The organism is Thioclava sp. ES.031, from assembly GCF_002563775.1.
Taxonomy (GTDB): domain Bacteria; phylum Pseudomonadota; class Alphaproteobacteria; order Rhodobacterales; family Rhodobacteraceae; genus Thioclava.
The window spans coordinates 2,482,501-2,505,836 of sequence record NZ_PDJO01000001.1; the positions used below are offsets into that span (position 1 = coordinate 2,482,501).

General features: G+C 64.4%; 29 protein-coding genes and 1 tRNA gene (1 of these 30 running past the window's edge). 13 read left to right on the forward strand and 17 right to left on the reverse strand.

Annotated features, from left to right (window positions below; translation table 11 throughout):
* Positions 1 to 257 carry the 5' portion of a phosphatidylserine decarboxylase gene (locus tag AXZ77_RS11805; protein WP_078547370.1) on the reverse strand. Its footprint begins 442 nt before the window's first position, so only the first 257 of its 699 coding nucleotides appear in the window; it begins with the start codon at positions 255 to 257; the stop codon falls past the left edge of the window.
* A 181-nt stretch (positions 258 to 438) separates the two neighbouring features.
* On the opposite strand from AXZ77_RS11805, the gene AXZ77_RS11810 reads away from it, so the two are divergent.
* A complete protein-coding gene (locus AXZ77_RS11810) occupies positions 439 to 696 on the forward strand; it encodes a bacterioferritin-associated ferredoxin (protein ID WP_078547388.1) in 258 nt (85 codons plus the stop codon).
* Complete coding sequence (gene bfr / locus AXZ77_RS11815) at positions 680 to 1,165, forward strand: bacterioferritin (protein ID WP_078542760.1); 486 nt, start codon at positions 680 to 682, stop codon at positions 1,163 to 1,165. The genes AXZ77_RS11810 and bfr overlap by 17 nt, the downstream gene beginning before the upstream one ends.
* A 273-nt stretch (positions 1,166 to 1,438) precedes the next feature.
* Here the strand turns inward: bfr and rpsI are convergent, their stop codons facing one another.
* From rpsI to AXZ77_RS11830, 3 genes are all read right to left on the reverse strand, one after another.
* Positions 1,439 to 1,939: a 30S ribosomal protein S9 gene (rpsI, locus tag AXZ77_RS11820; RefSeq protein ID WP_078522796.1), complete on the reverse strand. Its 501-nt coding sequence runs from the start codon at positions 1,937 to 1,939 to the stop codon at positions 1,439 to 1,441.
* Positions 1,940 to 1,941: 2 nt separating this feature from the next.
* Entirely contained in the window at positions 1,942 to 2,403 is a 462-nt protein-coding gene (gene rplM / locus AXZ77_RS11825; protein WP_078522797.1) for a 50S ribosomal protein L13, read from the reverse strand.
* A gap of 240 nt (positions 2,404 to 2,643) precedes the next feature.
* A complete protein-coding gene (locus AXZ77_RS11830; protein ID WP_075775475.1) occupies positions 2,644 to 3,072 on the reverse strand; it encodes a PaaI family thioesterase in 429 nt (142 codons plus the stop codon).
* A 63-nt stretch (positions 3,073 to 3,135) separates the two neighbouring features.
* On the opposite strand from AXZ77_RS11830, the gene AXZ77_RS11835 reads away from it, so the two are divergent.
* Positions 3,136 to 3,924 carry an enoyl-CoA hydratase gene (locus AXZ77_RS11835; RefSeq protein WP_078542758.1) on the forward strand — a complete coding sequence of 263 codons (789 nt, stop codon included), beginning with the start codon at positions 3,136 to 3,138 and terminating at the stop codon, positions 3,922 to 3,924.
* 20 nt (positions 3,925 to 3,944) lie between these two features.
* On the opposite strand, the gene proB is transcribed toward AXZ77_RS11835, so the two are convergent.
* From proB to AXZ77_RS11885, 10 genes are all read right to left on the reverse strand, one after another.
* The gene (gene proB / locus AXZ77_RS11840; protein ID WP_098411298.1) at positions 3,945 to 5,063 is read right to left on the reverse strand and encodes a glutamate 5-kinase; all 1,119 of its coding nucleotides are present in this window, start codon (positions 5,061 to 5,063) and stop codon (positions 3,945 to 3,947) included.
* The gene (obgE, locus tag AXZ77_RS11845; protein ID WP_098411299.1) at positions 5,051 to 6,079 is read right to left on the reverse strand and encodes a GTPase ObgE; all 1,029 of its coding nucleotides are present in this window, start codon (positions 6,077 to 6,079) and stop codon (positions 5,051 to 5,053) included. The genes proB and obgE overlap by 13 nt, the downstream gene beginning before the upstream one ends.
* A gap of 96 nt (positions 6,080 to 6,175) precedes the next feature.
* The gene (locus AXZ77_RS11850; protein WP_098411300.1) at positions 6,176 to 6,691 is read right to left on the reverse strand and encodes a GNAT family N-acetyltransferase; all 516 of its coding nucleotides are present in this window, start codon (positions 6,689 to 6,691) and stop codon (positions 6,176 to 6,178) included.
* A 72-nt stretch (positions 6,692 to 6,763) separates the two neighbouring features.
* On the reverse strand, positions 6,764 to 7,300 hold the full coding sequence (locus tag AXZ77_RS11855; protein ID WP_098411301.1) for a GNAT family N-acetyltransferase: 537 nt from the start codon (positions 7,298 to 7,300) through the stop codon (positions 6,764 to 6,766).
* Between the two features lie 209 nt (positions 7,301 to 7,509).
* Complete coding sequence (gene rpmA, locus AXZ77_RS11860) at positions 7,510 to 7,779, reverse strand: 50S ribosomal protein L27 (protein WP_075775480.1); 270 nt, start codon at positions 7,777 to 7,779, stop codon at positions 7,510 to 7,512.
* Positions 7,780 to 7,791: 12 nt separating this feature from the next.
* Complete coding sequence (locus AXZ77_RS11865; protein WP_078522804.1) at positions 7,792 to 8,424, reverse strand: 50S ribosomal protein L21; 633 nt, start codon at positions 8,422 to 8,424, stop codon at positions 7,792 to 7,794.
* Positions 8,425 to 8,616: 192 nt separating this feature from the next.
* A complete protein-coding gene (locus AXZ77_RS11870) occupies positions 8,617 to 9,735 on the reverse strand; it encodes a CaiB/BaiF CoA-transferase family protein (protein WP_098411302.1) in 1,119 nt (372 codons plus the stop codon).
* Between the two features lie 154 nt (positions 9,736 to 9,889).
* Positions 9,890 to 11,719, reverse strand: coding sequence for an ABC-F family ATP-binding cassette domain-containing protein (locus AXZ77_RS11875; RefSeq protein WP_098411303.1), 1,830 nt, complete (start codon positions 11,717 to 11,719; stop codon positions 9,890 to 9,892).
* Positions 11,720 to 11,860: 141 nt separating this feature from the next.
* A complete protein-coding gene (locus AXZ77_RS11880; protein WP_098411304.1) occupies positions 11,861 to 12,577 on the reverse strand; it encodes a GNAT family N-acyltransferase in 717 nt (238 codons plus the stop codon).
* A gap of 50 nt (positions 12,578 to 12,627) precedes the next feature.
* A complete protein-coding gene (locus AXZ77_RS11885) occupies positions 12,628 to 13,080 on the reverse strand; it encodes an outer membrane protein assembly factor BamE (protein WP_098411305.1) in 453 nt (150 codons plus the stop codon).
* 170 nt (positions 13,081 to 13,250) lie between these two features.
* On the opposite strand from AXZ77_RS11885, the gene AXZ77_RS11890 reads away from it, so the two are divergent.
* The 8 genes from AXZ77_RS11890 to AXZ77_RS11925 all read left to right on the forward strand — a co-directional run bounded on the left by AXZ77_RS11890 (position 13,251) and on the right by AXZ77_RS11925 (position 19,176).
* A complete protein-coding gene (locus tag AXZ77_RS11890) occupies positions 13,251 to 13,841 on the forward strand; it encodes a DUF177 domain-containing protein (protein WP_078542751.1) in 591 nt (196 codons plus the stop codon).
* A gap of 216 nt (positions 13,842 to 14,057) precedes the next feature.
* Positions 14,058 to 14,264 carry a 50S ribosomal protein L32 gene (gene rpmF, locus AXZ77_RS11895; RefSeq protein WP_078522810.1) on the forward strand — a complete coding sequence of 69 codons (207 nt, stop codon included), beginning with the start codon at positions 14,058 to 14,060 and terminating at the stop codon, positions 14,262 to 14,264.
* A gap of 78 nt (positions 14,265 to 14,342) precedes the next feature.
* Positions 14,343 to 15,464, forward strand: a complete 1,122-nt coding sequence (plsX, locus tag AXZ77_RS11900) for a phosphate acyltransferase PlsX (RefSeq protein ID WP_098412533.1) — start codon at positions 14,343 to 14,345, stop codon at positions 15,462 to 15,464.
* Positions 15,461 to 16,435: a beta-ketoacyl-ACP synthase III gene (locus AXZ77_RS11905; RefSeq protein WP_078542750.1), complete on the forward strand. Its 975-nt coding sequence runs from the start codon at positions 15,461 to 15,463 to the stop codon at positions 16,433 to 16,435. The genes plsX and AXZ77_RS11905 overlap by 4 nt, the downstream gene beginning before the upstream one ends.
* A 145-nt stretch (positions 16,436 to 16,580) precedes the next feature.
* Entirely contained in the window at positions 16,581 to 16,880 is a 300-nt protein-coding gene (ihfA, locus tag AXZ77_RS11910; protein ID WP_075775489.1) for an integration host factor subunit alpha, read from the forward strand.
* Between the two features lie 27 nt (positions 16,881 to 16,907).
* Entirely contained in the window at positions 16,908 to 17,867 is a 960-nt protein-coding gene (locus tag AXZ77_RS11915) for a MerR family transcriptional regulator (RefSeq protein ID WP_098411306.1), read from the forward strand.
* 87 nt (positions 17,868 to 17,954) lie between these two features.
* Positions 17,955 to 18,032 (forward strand) — tRNA-Pro (locus AXZ77_RS11920).
* A 61-nt stretch (positions 18,033 to 18,093) separates the two neighbouring features.
* Complete coding sequence (locus AXZ77_RS11925; protein WP_098411307.1) at positions 18,094 to 19,176, forward strand: 2'-deoxycytidine 5'-triphosphate deaminase; 1,083 nt, start codon at positions 18,094 to 18,096, stop codon at positions 19,174 to 19,176.
* Between the two features lie 217 nt (positions 19,177 to 19,393).
* Here the strand turns inward: AXZ77_RS11925 and AXZ77_RS11930 are convergent, their stop codons facing one another.
* A complete protein-coding gene (locus tag AXZ77_RS11930; RefSeq protein ID WP_098411308.1) occupies positions 19,394 to 20,566 on the reverse strand; it encodes an FAD-dependent monooxygenase in 1,173 nt (390 codons plus the stop codon).
* A gap of 123 nt (positions 20,567 to 20,689) precedes the next feature.
* Positions 20,690 to 21,112, reverse strand: a complete 423-nt coding sequence (gene dksA, locus AXZ77_RS11935) for an RNA polymerase-binding protein DksA (protein ID WP_075775492.1) — start codon at positions 21,110 to 21,112, stop codon at positions 20,690 to 20,692.
* Positions 21,113 to 21,350: 238 nt separating this feature from the next.
* Here dksA and AXZ77_RS11940 point away from each other — a divergent pair, with 238 nt between their 5' ends.
* Both AXZ77_RS11940 and AXZ77_RS11945 read left to right on the forward strand, forming a co-directional pair.
* Complete coding sequence (locus AXZ77_RS11940; protein ID WP_098412534.1) at positions 21,351 to 22,193, forward strand: MoxR family ATPase; 843 nt, start codon at positions 21,351 to 21,353, stop codon at positions 22,191 to 22,193.
* A 107-nt stretch (positions 22,194 to 22,300) separates the two neighbouring features.
* Positions 22,301 to 23,095, forward strand: a complete 795-nt coding sequence (locus tag AXZ77_RS11945) for a hypothetical protein (protein WP_098411309.1) — start codon at positions 22,301 to 22,303, stop codon at positions 23,093 to 23,095.
* Positions 23,096 to 23,117: 22 nt separating this feature from the next.
* Here AXZ77_RS11945 and AXZ77_RS11950 read toward each other — a convergent pair whose 3' ends face one another.
* Positions 23,118 to 23,333 carry a hypothetical protein gene (locus AXZ77_RS11950; protein ID WP_098411310.1) on the reverse strand — a complete coding sequence of 72 codons (216 nt, stop codon included), beginning with the start codon at positions 23,331 to 23,333 and terminating at the stop codon, positions 23,118 to 23,120.
* Positions 23,334 to 23,336: the final 3 nt, after the last annotated feature.

The following is a 23,336-nucleotide window of genomic DNA, read 5'->3' on the forward strand; positions in this document are numbered from 1 at the left end:
TCCGCCGGCGGCACGGCCGGCTCCAGCAGCGAGACCACGCCATCGGCGGGAGAGACCATCAGCCCCTCGCGAGTCGGCGTCACCCGCGGCGGATCGCGGAAGAAGTAATAGCACCAGACGGTCAGCCCGACCCCGATCCAGCCCAGAGGCTCCCAGATCAGGAACAAGATGAAGGTGATGCCCGCGAAGATGGCGACGAATTTGCGCCCTTCGGGATGCATCGGTTTGACGAAGGTGGAGAGCATGGAGACGGACATACGGGCCTCTTGAACTGTTTGCCCGTGCTTACCCCAGTTGCGCGGCGATGGAAACGGGGCGGGAAACGGACGCCGGGGGCGGCCTTATCTCCGACTCTTTCTGTCGGATTGACATTTCCGACAAAACTACTCACCTATAGGCGGACAGGAATCCCCCTCCCCGGAAACAGGGCGCACGACCATGATCATCTGCCATTGTCAGACCATCACCGATCGCGACATCCACGCCGCGATCGACTGGATGCGGGCCTCGGACCCGAGCACGATCATCACGCCGGGCAAGATCTATCACGCACTCGGGAAGCGGGCAGACTGCGGCGGATGCATGCCGCTCTTTCTTTCCACGATGCGCAAGAATACCAATTTGAAAGTGCCGGTCGAACTGACCGGGCTGAGACAGGCACCAATGGAAGGAAGACGACATGAAGGGCGACGCTAAGGTCATCGACTATCTCAACGCAGCTCTGCGCAGCGAATTGACGGCAGTTTCGCAATACTGGCTGCACTTCCGGATGCAGGAAGACTGGGGCCTCGCCGCGATGGCGAAGAAATCGCGCGAGGAATCGATCGAGGAGATGCATCACGCCGACAAGCTGATCGCGCGCATCCTGTTCCTCGAAGGCCATCCGAACCTGCAGAAACTCGACCCGTTGCGCATCGGCGAAGGCCCGCGCGAGACGCTCGAATGCGACCTCGCGGGCGAGCATGACGCGCTGACCCTCTATCGCGAGGCGCGCGACCATTGCGAAAGCGTGCGCGATTACGTCTCGAAGGATCTGTTCGAAGAGCTGATCGCGGATGAGGAAGGCCATGTCGATTTCCTCGAGACGCAGCTCGACCTCTACGACCGCGTGGGCGCGCAGAATTATGCCCTGCTCAACGCCGCCAAGATGGACGAGGCGGAGTAAGTCCCTGCCTCTCGCAGGTCAGACAGACTCGAAGGCGCTCCGAACGGGGCGCCTTCTTCTTTTTCGCGGGCAAAAGATCGGGGGCGCCGCCCCCGCTTCGGCTTCGCCGAATTCACCCCCGGGATATTTGACGCAGTTGGAAGTCAGAGCCCGCGCGGCCCTTCCAACTGCCCGAAATATCCCGGGGGAGGCGCGGCACGCGCCGGGGGCGGAGCCCCAAACGAAAAGCGGCCCCCGAACGGGAGCCGCTTTCCAAATCGTATCTCGCGAAGCTTAGCGCTTCGAGAACTGGAAGCTACGACGGGCTTTCGCACGGCCGTATTTCTTACGTTCCACAACGCGCGAGTCGCGGGTCAGGAAGCCTGCGGCTTTCAGAGCCGGACGCAGCGAGGGATCGTAGAGCTGCAGCGCTTTCGAGATGCCGTGCTTGACTGCACCGGCCTGGCCCGAGAGGCCGCCGCCTGCGACGGTCGCGTAGACGTCGAACTGGCCGTCCACATTCGCCACGCCGAAGGGCTGGTTCACGATCAGCTGAAGCACGGGACGCGCGAAGTACTTGTCCATCGCCTTGCCGTTCACTTCGACCTTGCCGGTGCCCGGCTTGACCCAGACGCGGGCGACCGCGTCTTTACGCTTGCCGGTGGCATAGGAGCGGCCTTGCGCGTCGCGCACGGGCTCACGGGGCGTGGAGGTTTCGGTTTCGGTGGCGCCAGCGTTGTCCGAGCCGGTCACGACCGATTTCAGATCGTCGAGGGTCTTGATATCGTCGGCCATGATCAGCTCCGGGTGTTCTTCTTGTTCATCGACTTGACGTCGAGAACTTCAGGCTGTTGCGCTTCGTGCGGATGCTCGGCACCAGCGTAGACACGCAGGTTCGCCATCTGCGCACGACCCAGACGGTTGCGCGAGATCATGCGCTCGACCGCCTTCATAACCACGCGCTCGGGATGCGCGCCCTCGAGGATCTGACGCGCGGTGCGCGACTTGATCCCACCGGGGTGGTTGGTGTGCCAGTAGTAGGTCTTGTCGTCACGCTTCTTGCCGGTCATCTGCACCTTGTCGGCGTTGATGACGATGACGTTGTCGCCCATGTCCATGTGCGGCGTGAAGGTGGCCTTGTGCTTGCCACGCAGACGCATTGCGACGATCGACGCGAGACGGCCCAGCACGACGCCTTCAGCGTCGATGATGACCCATTTCTTCTCGATCTCCGCGGGTTTTGCGGTGTAGGTTTTCATCTGTGATCTGCCCTTGTGGGGTATTTCGAATTCTGATGCGGGCTTTTGCGCGATTCCGGACGCGTTTTCAAGTGCATCGTTTCGGAATTTTATCAGCAAAAACAACGCGGTAAAAATTAGGTATCAAAATACCCCACGCCTCGACGCGATGTTGGGCCGGGTTGGGGGCTCTGCCCCCGGCGCATTCGCGCCTCCCCCGGGATATTTGGACCAAGGCGAAGGCGCAAAGCGTGCAGCGCCTTACCCCATCGCCCGCGGCGGGATCGAATAGGTCATGCTTGCGCGCGCAACGGGCCGATCGTCGCCTTCGGAATAGATCAGCGCATCGCCCACGGCGAGAACGCGGCCCAGCTTGAGCACCCGGATCTTCGCGATCAGGTCGGCACCTGCGGCGGGCTTGCGCATGAAATCCATGCTCGCATTCGTCGTCACCGCCAGCGCCACGCGCCCGATCCGCGCGAGGATCGCGATATAGATCCCGACATCGGCCAGCGCGAACATGTTCGGCCCCGAGACCGTGCCGCCGGGCCGCAAATGGCGCTCTTCCACCTTCAGGCGCACCACGAGCTCGTCCTCATCGAGCGCGTCGATCGCGAAGTCGCCTTTCACCTGCGGAAACGCCTCGTCGAGAAATTCCGCGAGCTCGTCGCGATCCATTACCAGCGCCATGCGCCCTCCCCTTCCCTTGTCCCTCGCTCGCCCCTAGAGTTTCGCCAAAGAGGAGGAGTTTCAATGACCGATCTGGTGATCCGCGAGGATAATGGCGCGGTGGCGCATCTGACGATGAACAGCCCCGGCAGCCTCAACGCGCTGTCCGATGCGATGCTGGCCGCGCTCAAGGCGCGGTTTTCCGAGCTGGCCGAGGATACAAGCATCAAGGTCGTGGTGCTGCGCGGCGCGGGCAAGGCGTTCTGCGCGGGCCATGACCTCAAGGAGATGCAGCGCGGACGCGAGGCCGAGGATCAGGGCCGCGCCTATTTCGCCGATCTCTTCTTCCGCTGCGCCGAGGTGATGCAGATGATCCCCGCCCTGCCTCAGCCGGTGATCGCCGAGGCGCATGGCATCGCGACCGCCGCCGGTTGCCAGCTGGTCGCGTCCTGCGATCTGGCCGTGGCAGCCGAGGGCACCCGGTTCGGGGTGAACGGGGTAAACATCGGGCTGTTCTGCTCGACCCCTATGGTGGCGCTCTCGCGCAACGTGCCGCGCAAGGTGGCCTTCGAGATGCTGACCACCGGCGAGTTCATCGATGCCGCCCGCGCCCGCGAGGTCGGGCTGGTCAATCGCATCGCACCGCATGAGGAGCTTGGCGCCGAGACCGAGAAGCTCGCGCAGACCATCGCAGGCAAGCTGGGCGCCGCCGTGAAGATCGGCAAGCGCGCTTTCTACGATCAGGCCAATATGGACCTCGCGCAGGCCTATGAGCACACGGCCGCGGTGATGGTCGAGAACATGCTCTGGCGTGATACCAAGGAAGGCGTGCAGGCCTTCATCGAAAAGCGCAAGCCGGACTGGGCCGAATGAGGGGGGCAGAGTAACCGCGCTCAGCCCACCACCATATCGTCGCGATGGATCAGCGCCGCGCGGCCGGGATAGCCGAGGATCTCCTCGATCTCGCCCGAGCGGTGCCCCGCGATCAGCCGCGCCTCGTCGCCGGTGTAGCGCACGAGCCCTTTGCCCAGCACCGCACGGTCCGGCCCCGCAATGGTGACCGGATCACCGCGCCCGAAGCGCCCGACGACCTTGGTGATCCCGGCGGGCAGCAGCGACTTGCCAGAACGCAGCGCGTTGGCGGCCCCCTCGTCCACGAAGAGCTCGCCCCGCGGCTTCATCGCCGCGATCCAGCGTTTGCGCGCGGCCTGCGGATCGCCCTCGGGCAGGAACCAACTGCAGCGCCCGCCCTGCTCCAGTGCGCCGACCGGATGCTCGGCGAAGCCCTCCGCAATCGCCATCGCGCAGCCTCCCGCAACCGCGACCTTCGCGGCCAGCAGCTTCGTCTTCATCCCACCCTTCGAGAGGCCGGAGACGGGATCGCCCGCCATCGCCTCGATCTCGGGGGTGATGTGTTCGATCACCGGCAGATGCTCGGCGCTCGGATCGGTCTTCGGGTTCGCGGTGTAGAGCCCGTCGACATCGGACAGCAGCAGCAGCTGATCCGCCCCGATCGTCACGGCGATCTGGGCTGCCAGCCGGTCATTGTCGCCGAAGCGAATCTCGTCAGTCGCGACCGTGTCGTTCTCGTTCACGATGGGCACGACGCCGAGGCTCAACAGCGTCTCCAGCGTCGCGCGCGAATTGAGGTAGCGGCGACGGTCCGCAGTGTCTTCCAGCGTCACCAGAACCTGCGCGGTGCTTACGTCATGCGGCCCCAGCACTTCCTCATAAGCGCGCGCGAGGCGGATCTGGCCCACGGCCGCCGCGGCCTGACTTTGCTCCAGCGGCAGCGTTTCGCCCGCGAGACCAAGCACCCGCCGCCCCAGCGCAATCGAGCCGGAGGAGACGATCACGACGCCCGTGCCGCGGGCGCGCAAAGCCGCCACATCGGCGGCCAGCGAGCGCAGCCAATCCGCGCGCAATCCGCTCTGATCGACGAGAAGCGCCGATCCGATCTTGATCACCAGACGCTTCGCCTGCGCCAGAGCGGGCGCGCTCACGGTTGCCATGCTCCGCCCTCGTCCTCCGGCTTCGGCTTGTCCTTGGCGATCTCCGCCCAAAGCGCGCGCAGCACATCCGGCACGCCCTTCTTCGAAACGCCCGACATCAGCATCACGCGCCCGCCCGACGCCTCTTCCAGCGCGGCCTTGCGCTCGGCCAGCGTCTCTTCGTCAATCGCGTCGATCTTGTTGAGCACGGTGACGCGCGGCTTCTGCGCGAGGATTTCCGAATAGGCCTCCAACTCGCCGATGATCGTGCGCCAATCCTCGACCGGGTCCTCCGCCGTGCCATCCACCAGATGCAGCAGAACCGAGCAGCGCTCGACATGGCCGAGGAACTGATCGCCGAGACCCCGCCCTTCGGAGGCGCCCTCGATCAGCCCCGGAATGTCGGCCACGACGAATTCGCGCCCGTCGATACCGACTACGCCGAGGTTCGGGACCAGCGTCGTGAACGGATAATCCGCGATCTTGGGGCGCGCATTCGAGGTCGCAGCCAGGAAAGTCGACTTGCCCGCATTGGGCAGACCCAGAAGCCCGGCATCCGCGATCAGCTTCAGGCGCAGCCAGATCGTGCGCTCGACACCTTCCTGACCGGGATTCGCGCGTTGCGGCGCGCGGTTGGTCGAGGATTTGAAATGCAGGTTGCCCCAGCCGCCATTGCCGCCCTTGGCAAGCAGCACGCGCTGGCCCACCTCGGTCATGTCGGCGATCAGCGTCTCCTGATCCTCGTCGAGGATCTCGGTCCCGACCGGCACTTTCAGCACAACGTCATCGCCGTCCTTGCCGGTGCATTGGCTACCCATGCCATGCTGGCCGGACTTGGCGAAGAAATGCTGCTGGTAGCGGAAATCGATGAGCGTATTGAGCCCTTCGACCGCCTCGATCCAGACCGAGCCGCCCTTGCCGCCGTCGCCGCCATCGGGGCCGCCGAATTCGATATATTTCTCGCGCCGGAACGAGACGCAGCCCGCGCCGCCGCCACCCGAGCGGATATAGACCTTGGCGAGATCGAGGAATTTCATGGTCAGGCCCCTTTCATCAAGGCGCCGGGATAGCTGCCCGCGCGCGCAGGATCAAGCGCCGCGTGGGGGCGCGGTCCCCACACCCCCGGGATATTTTCACCAAGATGAAGGGGAATGCGCGTCGCGAGGCGGAGTCTCGCAGATCATGTCGAAGTGCCGGAGCTTGCGCCCCAGCGCCCGGTTATCGACAAGCGACTCGCCTATGGTGCGGAACCCGAGCTTCTCGAGAACCCTGCGCGAACGGTGATTGCCCTCGAAATAGCCCGCCGCGAGCGGCCGCGCATCCGGGGCCTCGAAATGCACAGCGATGACGGCGCGACCGGCCTCGGTGGCATAGCCATTGCCCCAGTGGTCCCGGCCCAACCAATAACCGAACGCGCCGACCTTCCCGATCAATCCACAAAAATCGCCCGGTCGCGTGATTCCCCAGACTCGCCCGAAATTCTCGCGATTGGCAGCGACCAGGGCCTCGGCATCGGTTTTGCTGTAGGGATGCGGCATCCGCGTGAGCCAACGCGCAACCTCGAAATCATTCGCGGCCCGCGCGATCGCATCGACATCTTCCGAAGTCAGCGGACGCAAGACGAGGCGCGGCGTTTCAATGAGATGCATCTTCCTCTTGGCCCAAATATCCCGGGAGGGTTCGGGAGGGCAGCGCCCTCCCGTCCACGCTCTCGGCCTGCGTTACATCTTGCGCAGATAGGTCCAAGTCGGAACATGGCGACCGCGCGCGAGCGACCAGCTTTCCGCATCGCCCAGATACTCGAAGCCGCAATTGGTCAGGACACGGGCCGAACCCGGATTGTCCTGAAAGACCTCGGCAAAGAGCGTGCGCGCGTTTTGCGGGTTCGCCGCGATGATCGCCGCGACCGCTTCGGAGGCGAGGCCCGTATTCCAGAAGCCCGGACCCACCCAATAGCCGATCTCGGACTGATCGTCGTCGAGACGGGTCAGCGAGACGACACCCAGAAGCTCGCCCATGCCATGACGCGAGCCATCGATCGCCCAGACGTCTTCGACGCGGTCTTCAGCCTGTGCGCGTGTGATGAAATTCTCGGCCGTGCCGGGCGGCAGCGGATGCGGTATCGCGCGAGTGCCTTCGGCGACGCGTTTATCGCCGGAATACATCTCGATCAGACCGGCATCCGAACGGCGCAGCGGGCGCAGCACGAAACGCTCCGTTTCGATCACGGGTTGGGTGGAAATCGTCTCCTGGTACATGGGCGCTCCTCCTCGAAACGCGGACGAACCGGCGGCCCCTCCTGCCGCGTGGTCCTAGTAAATAAATAGGACAGGAAGATGACGATACATCCCCCGACCCGGTAAATTTTCTCGCCGCGATTGCAAACATTTGCGTGCTGCACCGCAACGAGAAAGGGGACCGGCCTTTCAGCCGATCCCCCGATTTTGTGACACTTTCGTCGGTCGGGTTACTCGGCGGCCTCCGCAGCCGGGAGGACCGATACGAAGGTGCGGCCCTTGAGGCCTTTATGGAAGGTGACGCGGCCTTCAGCCGTTGCAAAGATGGTGTGATCCTTGCCGAGGCCGACGCCCTCACCCGGCCACCACTTGGTGCCGCGCTGACGCACGATGATGTTGCCCGGGATCGCTGCCTGACCGCCGAACAGTTTCACGCCAAGACGACGACCCGCAGAGTCGCGGCCGTTACGGGATGAACCGCCTGCTTTCTTGTGTGCCATGGGTGTCTCTCCTTATTTCGCGAGCTCTTTGGCCTGCTCGACCCAGTCGGGCTTGACCTTGGTAGCTTCAAAGGTTTCGGGATCGACCGAAGCGAGCTGGGCGTAGGTGGTGATGCCAGCTTCGTTCAGCTTCTTCTCGGCCGCCGGGCCGAGACCGGTGATGACCTTCAGATCGTCCGCTTCCGCGACGGCGGCATCAGCCTTCGGCGCGGCTTTCGGAGCAGCAGCGGCTTTGGCGGGCTTGGCCGGAGCGGCTTCGCCTTTACCACCATGCGCTGCACGACGTGCGATCGCGGTGCCCACGGCTTCCTTCACGCCCGACTTGTCGCCGCCGGTGGCGAGGACGTCGGTGACGCGCAGCAGGGTCAGCTGCTGACGGTGACCACGGGTACGCTGCGACGAGTGCTTACGACGACGCTTGTGGTAGGTGATGACCTTGTCGGCCTTGATGTTGTCGATGACTTCCGCCTGCACGGCCGCACCTTCGACGAGCGGGGTGCCGAACTGGGGCTTGTCGCCGCCGACCATCAGAATCTCGTTGAACTGGACTTTATCGCCAGCTTCGGCTGCGAGCAGTTCCACGCGGAGCAGATCGCCCGCTTGAACCTTGTATTGCTTGCCGCCGGTCTTGAGGACCGCAAACATGGGTCTTTCCTTTTCTTCATCCGCGCCCTGTGGCCCCTGATCGGAGTTCGTTGGACCTGTCGGCCCGCCGTCGGACTGCGCGCTTCTCATGGAAGCGAAGTTGCAAAAACGAGGCCCGGCGGAAAGAAGACTCTCCGCCGGGTCGGGCCGATATCGGGGATCAGCCCCCATCTGTCAAGGAAAATCGAGGTTTTATCCGCAATCGCTCCAGCGGGCGAGCGCCTCCGCCGCAGAGAGCCTTCGCCCCTGCGCGCCCGCCTGCCCCGGCGTGGCCGAGAGCCGTGGCGCAGGTGCGGGCTGGGCGATGCCGTCGAGATCGACATAGGCGCCGCGTTCGGCGTTCTGCGGATGCGCAATGGCCTCAGCGATCGACAGCACCGGCGTCGCGCAGGCATCGCTGCCCGCGAAGACCTCGGCCCAGTCATCCCGGCTGCGAGTCGCAAAGCGTTCGGCGAAAGCGTCACGCAACGCCGGCCAATTCGCACGGGCCTCGCGCGCAGGCAAGTCCTCGGGCGCGAATCCCAACCCCGCGATCAGTGCCGCGTAGAATTGTGGCTCGAGTGCCCCCACCGCCATATGCCCACCGCAGGCACATTCATAGACCGTGTAGAACGGCGCGGCCCCGTCGAGCAGATTCGCCTGCCGCCGATCCGTCCACGCCCCCTGCCCGGCCATCCCGGTGATCATCGCCATCAGATGCGCCACGCCGTCGGTGATCGCACAATCGACGACCTGCCCCCGCCCGGTCTCTCGCGCCTGCCACAGCGCCGCCAGCATCCCGAAGGCCAGATAAATCCCGCCACCGCCGAAATCGCCCAGAAGGTTGAGCGGGATCGCGGGCGCCTCTCCGCCCATAGCGTGCAGCGCCCCGGTCAGAGACAGGTAGTTGATGTCATGGCCCGCCGTTTGCGACAGCGGCCCCTCCTGCCCCCAGCCGGTCATCCTTCCATAGACCAGCGCCGGATGATCGGGGAAATCGTCAGGCCCCAGCCCCAGCCGTTCCATCACGCCCGGCCGCATGCCTTCGATCACCCCATCGGCGCGCGCGATCAGCGTGCGCACCGCTTCGCGCCCGGCGTCGGATTTGAGATCCAGCTCCACCACGTCGCGGCCTCGGTCGAGCACGTCGACCTCCAGCCCCAGGACATGATTCTCGGCCCCGCCCGAGCCGGGCCGCGCGATGCGGATCACCTCGGCCCCGAAATCGGCCATACACATCGCCGCAAATGGCGTCGGCCCCAGCCCGGAAATCTCGACGATGCGCAGCCCGCTGAGCGGTCCCGTCCCTTTGGTCCCCGTTCGCTTGGTCATGCGCCCCTCCTTGTCGCCCCGTCAGAGGGGCTCTGCCCCGCTGGCTTCGCCAGCCCCCGGGATATTTCTGCCAATCCGAAAGAGAATGCCTTCCCCTTCGGCTTGGATCAAATATCCCCGCCGGAGGCATCCGACCGAGCCGCGTGCGAAGGGCCTAGGCCTCTTGCGCCTTCTCTTCGAGCTCGAGCCATTCGACCTCGGCCGCGTCGAGCGCAGACTGGCGGTCGCTCAGCATCTCGGTCGCCTTCGCGAATTTCACGGGCTCGCGGGTGAAGAGATCGGGATCGGCGAGCAATTCGTTGATCTTGGAAATCTCATGCTCGAGCTTTTCGATCACGCCGGGCAGCTCTTCCAGCCGGTGCTTCTCGGTAAAGCTGAGGCCCGCTTTCTTCGGCGCAGCTTTCTGGGGCGCGGCGGGTTTCGCCTCTGCCTTGGGTGCGTCTTTCTTCGGCGCGGGCTTGGTCTCCGGCGCGGCCTCGGCCTTCTGCGCCTGATAATCCGACCAGCCGCCCGCATAGACGGTGGCGCGCCCGTCGCCTTCCATCGCGATGGTCGTGCTGGCGACCCGGTCGATGAAATCGCGGTCGTGGCTGACCAGCAGCACCGTGCCGTCATATTCGCCCAGCAGATCCTGCAACAGATCGAGCGTCTCCACGTCGAGATCGTTGGTCGGTTCGTCGAGAATCAGCAGGTTCGACGGCTTCGCCATGATCCGCGCCAGCAAAAGCCGCGCGCGCTCGCCGCCCGAAAGCGACCGGATCGGGCCGCGCGCCTGTTGCTCGTCGAACAGGAAGTCCTTCAGGTAGCCCACGACATGTTTCGGCGTGCCGCGCACCATCACCTGATCGGAGCGCCCCTTCACCGCCATATCCGGGTCGTTGACCAGCCCGTCCCATAGCGTTTGCTCGGGATTGAGCGTCGCACGCGCCTGATCGAAGACGGCGATCTCGAGATTCGTGCCCAGCTTCACCGCGCCCTCATCGGGTGCGACCTCGCCGGTCAGCATCTTCAGAAGCGTCGTCTTGCCCACACCGTTGGGACCGACGAAGGCCACGCGATCCCCGCGCAGCACGCGCAGGTCGAAATCCTTCACGATCTGCTTGTCGCCATAGCGCTTGGACAGGCCCGTGGCCTCGATCACCCGCTTGCCCGATTGCTGACCCGAGTCGAGCTCCATCGCGGCAACGCCCTGCCGCTTGATTTGGCCCGCGCGTTCGGCGCGCAGCGCCTGCAGCGCGCGCACCCGGCCCTGATTGCGCTTGCGCCGGGCCGAGATGCCCTCGACCGCCCAACGCGCCTCGGCCTTGATCTTGCGGTTCAACTTATGACGGGCCTCGTCTTCCTCGGCCCAGGCTTTTTCGCGCCAATCCTCGAAAGTCTCGAAGCCCTGCTCGTTGCGCCGCACCTCGCCCCGGTCGATCCAGAGCGTGGCCCGCGTCAGAGCGCGCAGGAAGGCGCGGTCGTGCGAGATCAGCACGAAGGCCTTGCGGGTCTCCTTCAGCTGGTTTTCCAGCCAGGCGATCGCCTCGATATCGAGATGGTTCGTCGGCTCGTCGAGCAGCATCAGCTCCGGCCCCTCGGCCAGAAGCTTGGCCAGCGCCGCACGGCGACGCTCGCCGCCCGAGGCGGTCTCGACCGGGGTCTCGGGTTTGAACTTCAGCCCCTCTGCGACCATCTCGACTTTGTAAGCCTCGGCCGGGTCCAGTTCGGAGGCGGCGAAATCGCCCAGCGTCGCGAAGCCCGACAGGTCAGGCTCCTGCTCCATATAGCCCACGGAAATGCCCGGCGGGACGACCCGCGTGCCCGAATCCGGCTCTACCAGCCCGGCCATCACCTTCATCAAGGTGGATTTGCCCGAGCCGTTTCGGCCCACCAGCGCGACGCGGTCGCCTTGCTGGACGGTGAGGGAGAGTCCTTCGAAAACGGGATTGCCGCCGAAGGTGAGCGAGATGTCGGAAAGCTGTAAAAGCGGTGCACGTGCCATGCTCGCGAGCTAAGCGGGCCTTGGCGAAAGGTCAATGGGCCATGCGCGACGCAGCCCCTATGCGCGCCCGCGCCCCCTTCTCCTTGAGACAAATATCCCCGCCGGAGGCCTCCGCCCTCTCAAGCCGCCCAGCCGCCCGCCTTATTGCGCCAGCGCCCGCAGGCTGCGCCGCCGCGCCTCGGGGATCGCGGCAATCTCCAGCGCGGTGAAAACGTGACAGGTGTCGAGATCGCAGTCGATCACCGCGTGATCCGACACCCAACCGCCCATGCCGAGATAGGAGCGCAGCAGCGGCGGCAGCGCACTGACATCGCCCGCCTCCCCCGCCAGCGCCGCGGGATAGTCCACGCGTTCGGGCGCCTTGGGACGTGGGCGCAACGCGGCGGGGCCAAGCGCGCGGGATGCAAGATGGGCAAGCCCTGCGCGATGCGCCTGCCAGTCGCTGCCCGTGAAAGAGGAGCAGCCGATCAGCAGCCCGGCCCCGCTCTCCTCCGCAATCCGCGTGATCGCGGCCCAGCCCAGTCGCAGCACGTCCGGGTCGCGCAGCCCCGAACGGGTGCAGAAGCGGCCCAGCTCGAGGATCGGCCCGGCCCATGCGGCGAGCGGCGCGAGATCGTAGAACTGGGCGCAATAGCCCTCGGGCAGCGCGGCCCCACCCTCCAGCAGCAAAAGCCGCGCGGCGGCGGCGGGTCCGTGATCGTCGCAAATCAGGATGTGGCGGCAGAGCGGGTCGAAGCGGTCAGCATCGGAAGCCCCGGCCCGGAACGCATCGGCGCGCAGGCGCAGCACGGCCTCTCGATCTTCCGGGCTTGCCGCCTCGCGGACCTGATAGGCGCCTTTTGCGAAACTCAGGGACATGCGACCTCGCGGGTCATGGTGGCGGCCGGCGATCGGTCGCCCCGCCGCGATCAGTTGTTGCCGAGAACCTGGCCGGCACTGACACGACCGATCGAGCCCATCAGCTGACGCAGGAAGCCGACGCCCTTGACCTTGCTCTCGGTCACGCGGCGCGACAGCGTCACGACCTGACCTTTCTCAAGGCCGAAGCGTTCGACATTGGAGACGACACCATTGTCGTTGAACGACACGGCGACGACTTCGCGCTTGATTTCCTCAGGGGCGTGCCAGGTCACGGTTTTCCAGCGCGAACCGACGTAATACCAGCCCGAGCCTTCCAGAAGCCCGGTCGAGCTGGGCCGCCCGATCGCGGACGCGACATCGTCACGCGTGCTCTTGCCGACCTCGATCTGAGCGAGGTCTTCGTCAATCGGCACATAGCCATGGTTGCGGTAAATCGGAGAACAGGCACCCGCGAAAAGCACCACGCCGAACGCGATAAACAGCATGGCCTTGCGCATCATAGAACCGATCCCCACCTGCAACCCCCTATTGCCTCTGACACTTCGGGCTTTTAGTGACGCTTACATCATGACTGCGCCGCCCTCAAGCGCTAGAGCGCGCCGATTGGGCACTCGGGCGCATGCAAGGGGTCGCCGGACAACGCCGGGCGACCCAAAACAAGGAGCCGGACATGACACAGACCCCCGTCGATCCCGACCTGCCCGCCGCCCCCGAGACGATCTGGAGCGAGCCCATGCGGCTGGCCGATCTGCCCAGCCGCAAGCCCACGCGCTTCGACATCGAAGCCAAGGGAGAGCGGCTCAAGGCGATCGCAGACTGGGCGGATATTCGCGGCGTCGAGGCGCTGCGCCTCAAGGGCGAGCTTGCGCCGAAGGGGCGCTCGGACTGGGAATTGCGCGCGACCCTCGAGGCCCGCGTGGTTCAGGATTGTGTGATCACCCTCGCCCCGGTCACGACCGATATTCGCGAAGAGGTGGTGCGGCGTTATCTCGCCGATATGGAGATGCCGACCTCCGAAGAGGTCGAGATGCCCGAGGATGACACCGCCGAACCGCTGCCCACGACAGTGAATCTCGGCGTGGTCGCGCTCGAGGCGATGGAGCTGGCCCTTCCGCTTTATCCGCGTGCAGCAGACGCGGAACTGGAAGGCGCGCAGGTGACAGAGCCGGGCGCCGAGCCGCTCAGCGACGAGCAGATGAAGCCTTTTGCCAATCTGCGCGACTTGCTTGCCAAGGGCGAAAACGGTAAGGGCGACGCATAGTGGAAGACGCGGCTTCGGGCCGCCCGAAACCGCTTGAAAAATGGCCGGAAAAAAGGCTTGCACGGAAAAAGAATCCGAGTATGTTCCCGGCCTCATTCGACGTTTGGCTTCGCACCCCGAGAGACGCTTTCGGCCAAGTGACGAAACCACAAGGAAAATCAGGGCTGTAACGCCGCAAACACGGGCTACTGGCCCCCGAAACCCCGAGGTTGAGACATGGCTGTCCCTCAGAATAAAGTCACGCGTTCGCGCCGTAACATGCGCCGCGCCCACGACTCGCTTACCGCTGGCAACCCGGCGGAATGCCCCAGCTGCGGCGAACTCAAGCGCCCGCATCACGTCTGCCCGTCCTGCGGTCACTACGCCGACCGTGAGGTCGTCGCTCTGACCGAAGAGGTCGATCTGGACGACGACGCGGCGTAAGCCCGTCGACCCGCGCCGCACGTCATGCAAGATACGCAGGACCAGCCGCAGTCGGGATCGCAGATGAAGGCCGCAGAAATGCGAGCCGCCCAGAAGGGCAAAGCGCCGGCGAATGCCGGCGCTGTCGTTCTGTCCGTCGATGCGATGGGTGGTGATCTTGGCCCCGAGGCCACGATCGCCGGCGTCGCGAAGGCGCATCGCGCTCACCCCGATCTGCATTTCATCATCCACGGCCCGCGCCCGCAGCTCGAACCGCTGATCGCCAAGCACGATCTTGGCGACTGTGTCGATCTGCGCCACGCCGAGCGAACCGTCACGATGGAGGACAAGCCCGCGCAGGTTCTGCGCACCGGGCAGGACACCTCCATGTGGTCGGCCATCGAATCGGTGCGCGACAAGGAGGCCGATGTCGCGGTCTCCTGCGGGAATACCGGGGCGCTGATGCTGATCTCGATGATGCGGCTGCGCAAAATGCCGGGCGTGAACCGTCCGGCCATCGCCTCCTTCTGGCCCTCCCGCGGGCCTGCGGGCTGGAACGTCATGCTCGACATGGGCGCCGACGTGAAAGCCGATGCGGAGGATCTTCTGACCTACGCCCTGATGGGCACTTCCTATGCCCGCAATGCGCTGGGGCTGGAGCGTCCGCGCATCGGTCTGCTGAATATCGGCACCGAAGAGCACAAGGGCCGCCCCGAGCTGCGAGAAGCCTATGAGCTGATCAGCAACGCGCAAGAGGCGGGCCAGTTCGACTTCGCGGGATTCGTCGAGGGCAACGAGCTGGCCGGCGCACGCGCCGACGTGATCGTGACCGACGGCTTCACCGGCAATGTCGCGCTGAAAACCGGCGAGGGCACCGCGAAATTCGTGGCCGAACTCCTGCGCGAGGCGCTGACCTCTTCGGTGATGTCGAAGCTGGGCGCCCTCTTCGCGATGGGCGCGCTCAAGCGCCTGCGTCACAAGACCGATCCGCGCCGCGCCAATGGCGGCGTCTTCCTCGGCCTCAACGGTACGGTCGTGAAATCGCACGGCTCAGCGGATGCCACCAGCTTCGCCGCCGCGATCGAACTGGCCGCCCGTCTGGCACGCTCGGGCTTCGGCGCGAAGCTTGCCGCACGGGTTGCCACCACCCTTCCCTCGGGGCAGGATGAGACCAAATCCGGCGCGCCATCTGCCGCCGAGAAAAGCGAGAGCAGCCAATGACGATCAGATCCGTGGTGCGCGGCGTAGGCCATTACCTGCCCGAGCGCGTTGTCGAGAACGCCGAGTTCGAGAAAACGCTCGATACCACGGATGAATGGATTCGCGGGCGTACCGGGATCGAGCGCCGTCATATCGCCGCCGAAGGGGAATACACCTCCGATCTCGCGATCAAGGCCGCGAAGGCCGCGCTCGAAGACGCGAATATGAGCGTCGACCAGATCGACGCGATCGTCGTCGCGACCTCGACGCCCGACAGCACCTTCCCCTCCGTCGCCACGATGGTTCAGGCGGGCTTGGGCTCGACCACGGGCTTTGCCTATGACGTGCAAGCGGTCTGCGCAGGCTTCATCTTCGCGCTGACCAATGCGAACGGGCTGATCCTTTCCGGGCAGGCAGAGCGCGTGCTGGTGATCGGCGCCGAGACCTTCTCGCGGATCATGGACTGGACCGACCGGGGCACCTGCGTGCTCTTCGGCGACGGCGCGGGCGCGCTGGTCCTCGAGGCCGCCGAAGGCACCGGCACCGCGAATGATCGCGGCATCCTGTCGTCCGATCTGCATTCCGACGGGCGTTACAAGGATCTGCTCTATGTCGACGGCGGGGTCTCTACCACCGGCACGGCGGGCCACCTGCGCATGCAGGGCAACGCGGTCTTCAAACACGCAGTCACCAAACTGGCCGAGACCGCGCATAAGGCGCTCGATAAGGCCGGGCTCACCGGCGAGAACGTCGACTGGATCGTGCCGCATCAGGCCAACCTGCGCATCATCTCGGCCACGGCCGAGCGGATGCAGCTGCCGATGGACCGCGTGATCGTCACGGTTCAGGACCACGGCAACACCTCCGCGGCCTCGATCCCGCTGGCCCTCTCGGTCGGCAAGCAACGCGGCCAGATCAAGGAAGGCCAGGTGCTGGTCACCGAGGCGATCGGCGGCGGTCTGGCATGGGGTTCGGTCGTCCTGCGCTGGTAAACGCGGCCTCTCTGCACGCGTTTTGCCCGGCTTGCGCGCAAACGCGCGTGAGCCCGCGCATCAATCCCGTCCGCCAAGTGCTTGATATTGACTCGGGAATTGCGGTCGGTCACTGTTAGCCAAATCGTTTATCCGGGGGGATAGGATGTCGAAGACCCTGACGCGCATGGATCTGAGCGAAGCGGTGTTCCGCGAAGTTGGATTGTCGCGCAATGAATCGGCGCAGCTTGTCGAAAGCGTGCTGCAGCATATGTCCGACGCCCTCGTGGAGGGGGAGACGGTCAAGATCAGCTCTTTCGGCACCTTCTCGGTGCGCGAGAAAGCCAAGCGCATGGGCCGCAATCCCAAGACCGGCGAAGAGGTTCCGATCTCGCCGCGTCGCGTGCTGTCCTTCCGTCCCTCGCATCTGATGAAGGACCGCGTGGCGGCGGGCAACTCGAAGTAACCCGATAACAAATGACAGGTCCTACCGATGGGTAAATCCGCCGACGCGTTTCGGACGATCTCTGAGGTTTCAGACCTTCTCGACACGCCGACCCATGTTCTTCGGTTCTGGGAGAGCAAGTTCACGCAAGTGAAACCTGTCAAGCGTGCCGGCGGGCGGCGGTATTACCGGCCTGCCGATGTGGCGCTTCTGGGCGGCATCAAGCATCTGCTTCATGAAGAAGGCATGACCATCCGCGGCGTGCAGAAACTGCTGCGCGAGGAAGGCATCCGCGAAGTGGCCGCACGTGGCGAGGTCAGCGTCGAGGATGAGCGCGAGGCCGATGAGGCCACGCAGAGCGCTTCGGAGCCGATTGCCCCGGTTGCCGCGCCTCAGCACAGCCCTGCCCCGCAAGAAGAGCCTCAGGCGCAGGACGCGACCCTAGGCGAGCCCGAGTCGACCGAGGCCGCGCCGGAAGAAATCGCGCCGCAGGAGGAGCCCCCGCAAGAGGCGGCCTCTCTCGAGGACAGCGCGCAGGATACAGCTCAAGACGAGTCCCAATCCGAGGCATCGCCTGAGCGCCCCGAGGAACTGCTCGATCTTGCCCCCGCCAAGGACGCCGCCGTCGAGGCCCATCAGGGCGGCTCCGTGACACCCTTCCCTGCCCCGTCGCAGCCTTCCTTCTTCGACGAGTCGGAAACCGCCTCCGGCGAATCCCCCGAAGCGGACGAGTCGGATGACGACGCGGAGGCCCCGATGGCGCTCGATGTCGAACCCGAGCCGGAACCGATGGCCCCGGTCGTGGCGATGACGATCGACCGCGGGCCGCAGGAACGCGCCGCGAAAATCGCCGCGCGGGCCGATCTGGCAAAGCTGTTACATGGGCTGCGCACGCTCGATCCGGCGCGGCTGAGCCCCGCCGATCGGGGCGATCTGCGCATGTTGCGCCTGCGTGCGCAGGCCCTTCAGGCGCGGCTCGCACAGCATGGCTCCGAGCGAGCGGAATGACTGATCGCAACCCCGGACGAATTGGCGTGAAATTTCTCTCACTAACTGCTTGCACCCGCCGCCCGGTTCGCACTATATCCCCCTCGTCGGGCTGTGGCGCAGCCTGGTTAGCGCGTCCGTCTGGGGGACGGAAGGTCGTGAGTTCGAATCTCGCCAGCCCGACCATTTCGACAAACGCCCACCCTCTTATCGGGGTGGGCGTTCGTGTATCCGGAGGAGGGATCGGATGACCATCGGCGTGCTGCCAGACACGATGCTGCAAGAGATGATTTCGCGGGGCGAGATCGCCGCCGAGCCAGCCATCATTCCCGAACAGATCCAACCTGCGAGCCTCGACCTGCGGCTTGGCACCGTGGCCTACCGGCTGCGCGCCTCGTTCCTCGCGGGCAAGGGCGCGAAGGTTTCGCACCGCCTGCATGATTTCGAGATGCACCGCATGGCGCTGACCGATGACGGCGTGGTGCTGGAAAAGGGCTGCGTCTATCTCGTGCCGCTGATGGAGACCCTCGCGCTGCCCGAGGACGTCACGGCGGTCGCCAATGCCAAAAGCTCCACCGGGCGGCTCGATCTGCTGACTCGCCTGATTACCGATGACGGCACCGAGTTCGACCGAATCCCCGAAGGCTATAGCGGCCCGCTCTATGCCGAGATCTGTCCGCGCAGTTTCTCGGTGCTGGTGCGGCCCGGAATGCGTCTCAACCAGATCCGCTTCCGCGCCGGTCAGGCGGTGCTCAGCGATGCCGAACTGAAGATCCTGCATCAGCAGGAGCCGCTTGTGGATGGCCCCGCGGTGATCGACGAGGGTCTGGGCTTCTCGGTCGATCTGAAGCCCGCCGAGGGCGATCTGGTGGGCTACCGCGCCAAACCCCATACCGGGGTGATCGACATCGACAAGATCGGCCATTACCCGGCCCGCGATTTCTGGGAAGAGGTGCGCGCCTCCGATGGCCGCATCATCCTCGACCCCGGCGCGTTCTATATCCTCGTCAGCCGAGAGGCCGTGACGATCCCGCCCGATCACGCTGCCGAAATGGCGCCCTATCTGGCGATGGTCGGCGAATTCCGCGTCCATTATGCAGGCTTCTTCGATCCCGGCTTCGGACATGGCGCGGCCGGCGGGACGGGCTCGCGCGGGGTGCTGGAAGTGCGCTGCCACGAAGCCCCCTTCGCGCTCGAGCATGGGCAGGTCGTGGGCCGTCTCGTCTATGAGCGCATGGCCGAGGAGCCGCGCCAGCTTTACGGCAAGGACATCGCCTCGAACTATCAGGGACAGGGCCTGAAGCTCGCCAAGCATTTCCGGATGGGGTGAGCCGGGATTAGCGTCCTTCCAATGGAAGGACGCCCGGCGAACGCCCGAAGCGCAAGCGAAGGGCCGGGGCAGCGACTCTGTAGCGACTGAGGGCAGCGCCCGAGCCTCGGGTGGGCGATTGGCGCGCTATGTGGCTTGGCACTTTATCTCGCAAGCCCGCAGGTCGGTCGAGCCCGCGCTGACACCGCCTATGCGCCCTCAGGCAGGCACCACCGCCCTACCCCGCCTGCTGCGTCACGTCGTGGCCATAGATCCAGTCGAACCGCCCCACCAGCCGCTCCGGCGTGAATCGCGAGGCGGCACGCAATGCGAGATGCCCGATGGTGCGCGGCGCCCCCGAGAGGTGATAGTTCCGCGCGTTCTTGTTCGCAGCAGTCACGATCTGATCGCAGCGATCCCAGCGCGCATTCTGATAGGCGGCGAAGGCCACCTCGTCGGTCTCGTAATTGGCAAGCGCCTCGGCCAGAACCCAGGCATCCTCCATCGCCATCACGGCCCCCTGCGCGAGGAAAGGCAGCGTCGGATGCGCGGCGTCGCCCAGAATCGCAACACCGGGCGCGAACCAGCGCTCGGCCACCGGATGACGGAACAATCCCCAGAGGTTCACCTTCTCGACCTGATCGAGCCAACCGCGCACGGTCGGGCAGAAATCCTCGAAGGCGGTGCGCAGATTGATCGGATCATCCTCGAGCGCCCAGCTTTCCTCGACCCAGCGATGCCGCTCCTCGACGGCCACGATATTGCGCAGGCCGCGGCCCAGAGGATAGCTCACCAGATGCTTGCCCGCGCCCATGAAGACCTGCGCGATCTTCGGCTCGGAATCGTCGCACGGCACCAGCGCGCGCCACGCAACCTGATGGGTGAAGAACGGCGCCACCCGCCCGTTCAGCGCCTCGCGCGTCTTGGAATTGAGCCCATCCGCGCCGATCAACAGGTCGGTCTCGATCTCGGCGCCCTGCTTGGTGTGCAGCACCGGATGCGGCCCGGACAGGTCCACCCGCTCGATCTGCTGCAACAGGCGGATTTTCACCCCCGCCTCGCGCGCCCCATCGGCCAGCAATTCGATCAGCCGGGCGCGATGGACGAAATGGTAATCCGCATCGGGGCGCAGCCGCGCCATGTCGAGCTTGGCGACCTGGCTCCCGGTCTCGCCATCGACGAGCCGCACCGCTTCGGCGCGCGGCCCGGCAGCCTCCAGCGCCTCACCCAGACCCAGCGCGCGCAGCACCGCCGCCCCGTTGGGCGAGACCTGCAGCCCGGCGCCCACTTCGCGGATCGCCTCGGCCTGTTCGAGCACCTCGACATCCGCGCCGCGCATCGCCAGAGCCCGCGCCACGGTCAGCCCCGCGATCCCCGCACCCAGAACCGTAACCTTGCGCCCGATCAGCATGGGACCTCCTTCAAAAGCGAACACCGGCACCTTGGCGGTGCCGGTGTCGAAATGTTTTGCGCGCCTTCCCGCCCGAAGGCAACGCGCGTTTTGTGCATCACCACACGCAGTCCGCGCAGGCGATCAGTCGTCGCGATGCACCCGTTCGCGGCGTTCGTGCTTTTCCTGCGCCTCCAGCGTCATCGTCGCGATCGGACGCGCATCAAGACGCTTGAGCGAGATCGGCTCCCCGGTCTTCTCGCAATAGCCATATTCGCCATTTTCGATCCGACGCAGCGCCGAGTCGATCTTGCTGACCAGCTTGCGCTGACGGTCGCGGGTGCGCAGTTCCAGCGCACGATCGGTTTCCTCGGAGGCGCGATCGGCAATATCGGGAACGTTGCGCGCGGATTCCGCGAGACCTTCGAGCGTTTCAGCGGATTGTTCGAGAAGTTCGGCCTTCCACGCCAGAAGCTTTCTGCGGAAATACTCCAGCTGCCGGTCATTCATGAAGGGTTCATTCTCGGCCGGACGATAATCATCCGGAAGGAATACTTCAGCTCTCATACCTGCCCTCTCATACGTGCCGGGGGCGTCACCATGATCGTCATTCGCCATCGGCCAACTCTCCTCGGGCGAGGCAATACCCCAAGAACACTGTGTTGTCACGTCCGCATTCACCCGGACTGCGTGTTTCCTCATCAAATCTTACGCCCGGGTTGCGGCAGCATTTTGGCGCAGATAGGTTGCAAACGATTTGCGCAAGATCATTGCGCAGCGATCTCGAAACCGGAGCGTGTTCCCCGTGCAATTTCAATCGACCGACAGCTATGTCGCCCCGCCCGATCTGACCGTCGCGGTCAATGCCGCCGTGGCGCTGGAGCGCCCCCTTCTGGTGAAGGGCGAACCGGGCACCGGCAAGACGGAACTCGCGCGACAGGTAGCACAGAGCCTCGGAATGGAGATGGTCGAGTGGAACATCAAATCCACCACCAAGGCGCAGCAGGGCCTTTACGAATATGACGCGGTGAGCCGGCTGCGCGACAGCCAGCTGGGCGACGAACGCGTCAACGACGTGAAGAACTACATTCGCAAGGGCAAGCTCTGGCAGGCTTTCGAGGCGGGCAAGAAAGTCGTGCTGCTGATCGACGAGGTCGACAAGGCCGATATCGAGTTCCCGAACGACCTGCTGCAGGAACTCGATAAGATGGAGTTCCATGTCTACGAGACCGGCGAGACGATCCGGGCCAAACACCGCCCCGTCGTCATCATCACCTCGAATAACGAGAAGGAGCTGCCCGACGCCTTCCTGCGCCGCTGCTTCTTCCACTACATCCGCTTCCCCGAGCCGGAGGTAATGAAAGACATCGTCGCCGTCCACTTCCCCGACATCAAGGACCGCCTGCTGACCGAGGCGCTGAGCCAGTTCTACGAGATCCGCGAGACGCCGGGCCTGAAGAAGAAACCCTCGACCTCCGAGGTGCTCGACTGGCTGAAACTGCTGCTGGCCGAGGATCTGAACCCCGAAGACCTCAAACGCGAAGGCGCAAGCCTTCTGCCGAAACTGCACGGGGCGCTTCTGAAGAACGAGCAGGATGTGCATCTGTTCGAGCGGCTGGCCTTCATGGCGCGACGGCAGGGGCGGTGAAAAGGAAGACGTGAGCCCAGTTTATTTTTCATAAGTTTCGTACCAGACTTGGCCATCATTCTTTGAAGCATATCAACCAGTTTGGTTAGAAAAATCGGAGCACCAAGATGGACAAGTTTCCTCTAGGAGTGGGCGAAAAAATCCAATTCTACGTATATCGTCTGATTGATCCGCGAAACGGAGAAACATTCTACGTAGGAAAAGGAAAAGGTGATCGTTTGTTCCAACATGTGAACGCCCGACACGCGACTGATGTAACCGAAATCGTCGCGTCCGACGATGATGCGGAAGGCAATTCAGAAGACGAAGTATCTCTCAAGGTCAAACGACTTAACGATATTCATCGCGCTGGTCTCGATGTAGTTCACATTGTTCATCGCCATGGAATTCCTGATGCAAAAACAGCATATGAGGTCGAAGCGGCTTTGATCGACGCCTATGCTGGCCTATCCAACATTTCAGCGGGCCATTACAGCAACGATCGCGGTCCAATGCACGCGCAGGAAATCGCGGACAAATACTCTTTGCCCGAAGCCGATCTCGGCGATTACAGGCTTATCCTTATCAACATCAATTCCGCAGAGCATACGTCCGATGAAGAATTGCTGGACAGAGTCCGCTATGCTTGGCGGCTGTCGGAGCAGCGCGCACGCAGTGCCGAATATGTTTTGGCAGTAATCCATGGTGTAGTGCGCGGCGCTTTCGTTCCCGAAGAATGGCTTCCAGCCACCCCAGAGCATTTCCCGCCACGCAGATTTAGCGAGCCGACATCAAAGCGTATCGGCTTCATAGGTCACAAAGCCAACGATGAAATATGGGAATATTTTGTTGGTTCGAGAGGGAAGCGCCTACCCGAAGACAAACGACATGGGCAGAACCCTATCCGCTATCACAATTGCTGAGAAAGCGAGCTGCCGGAGCCCCTCACATGCGCCGCGTGATCCGCGCCGCCTTCCGTGCCCGCTTGACCGCCTCACGTGCGCCCTGCTGGGCCTTGCGCTCCTGCGCCGTCATCGGGCCCGCGCTCTTGCCCTTGCCGCCCCGCTTCGAGGCCATGCCGACGCCCTTGTTGATCCCCCAGTTGATCCCGCGGCGCAGGAACATCCGGATGACCATGTTGATGATCTGGTTGAGGTTCATCTG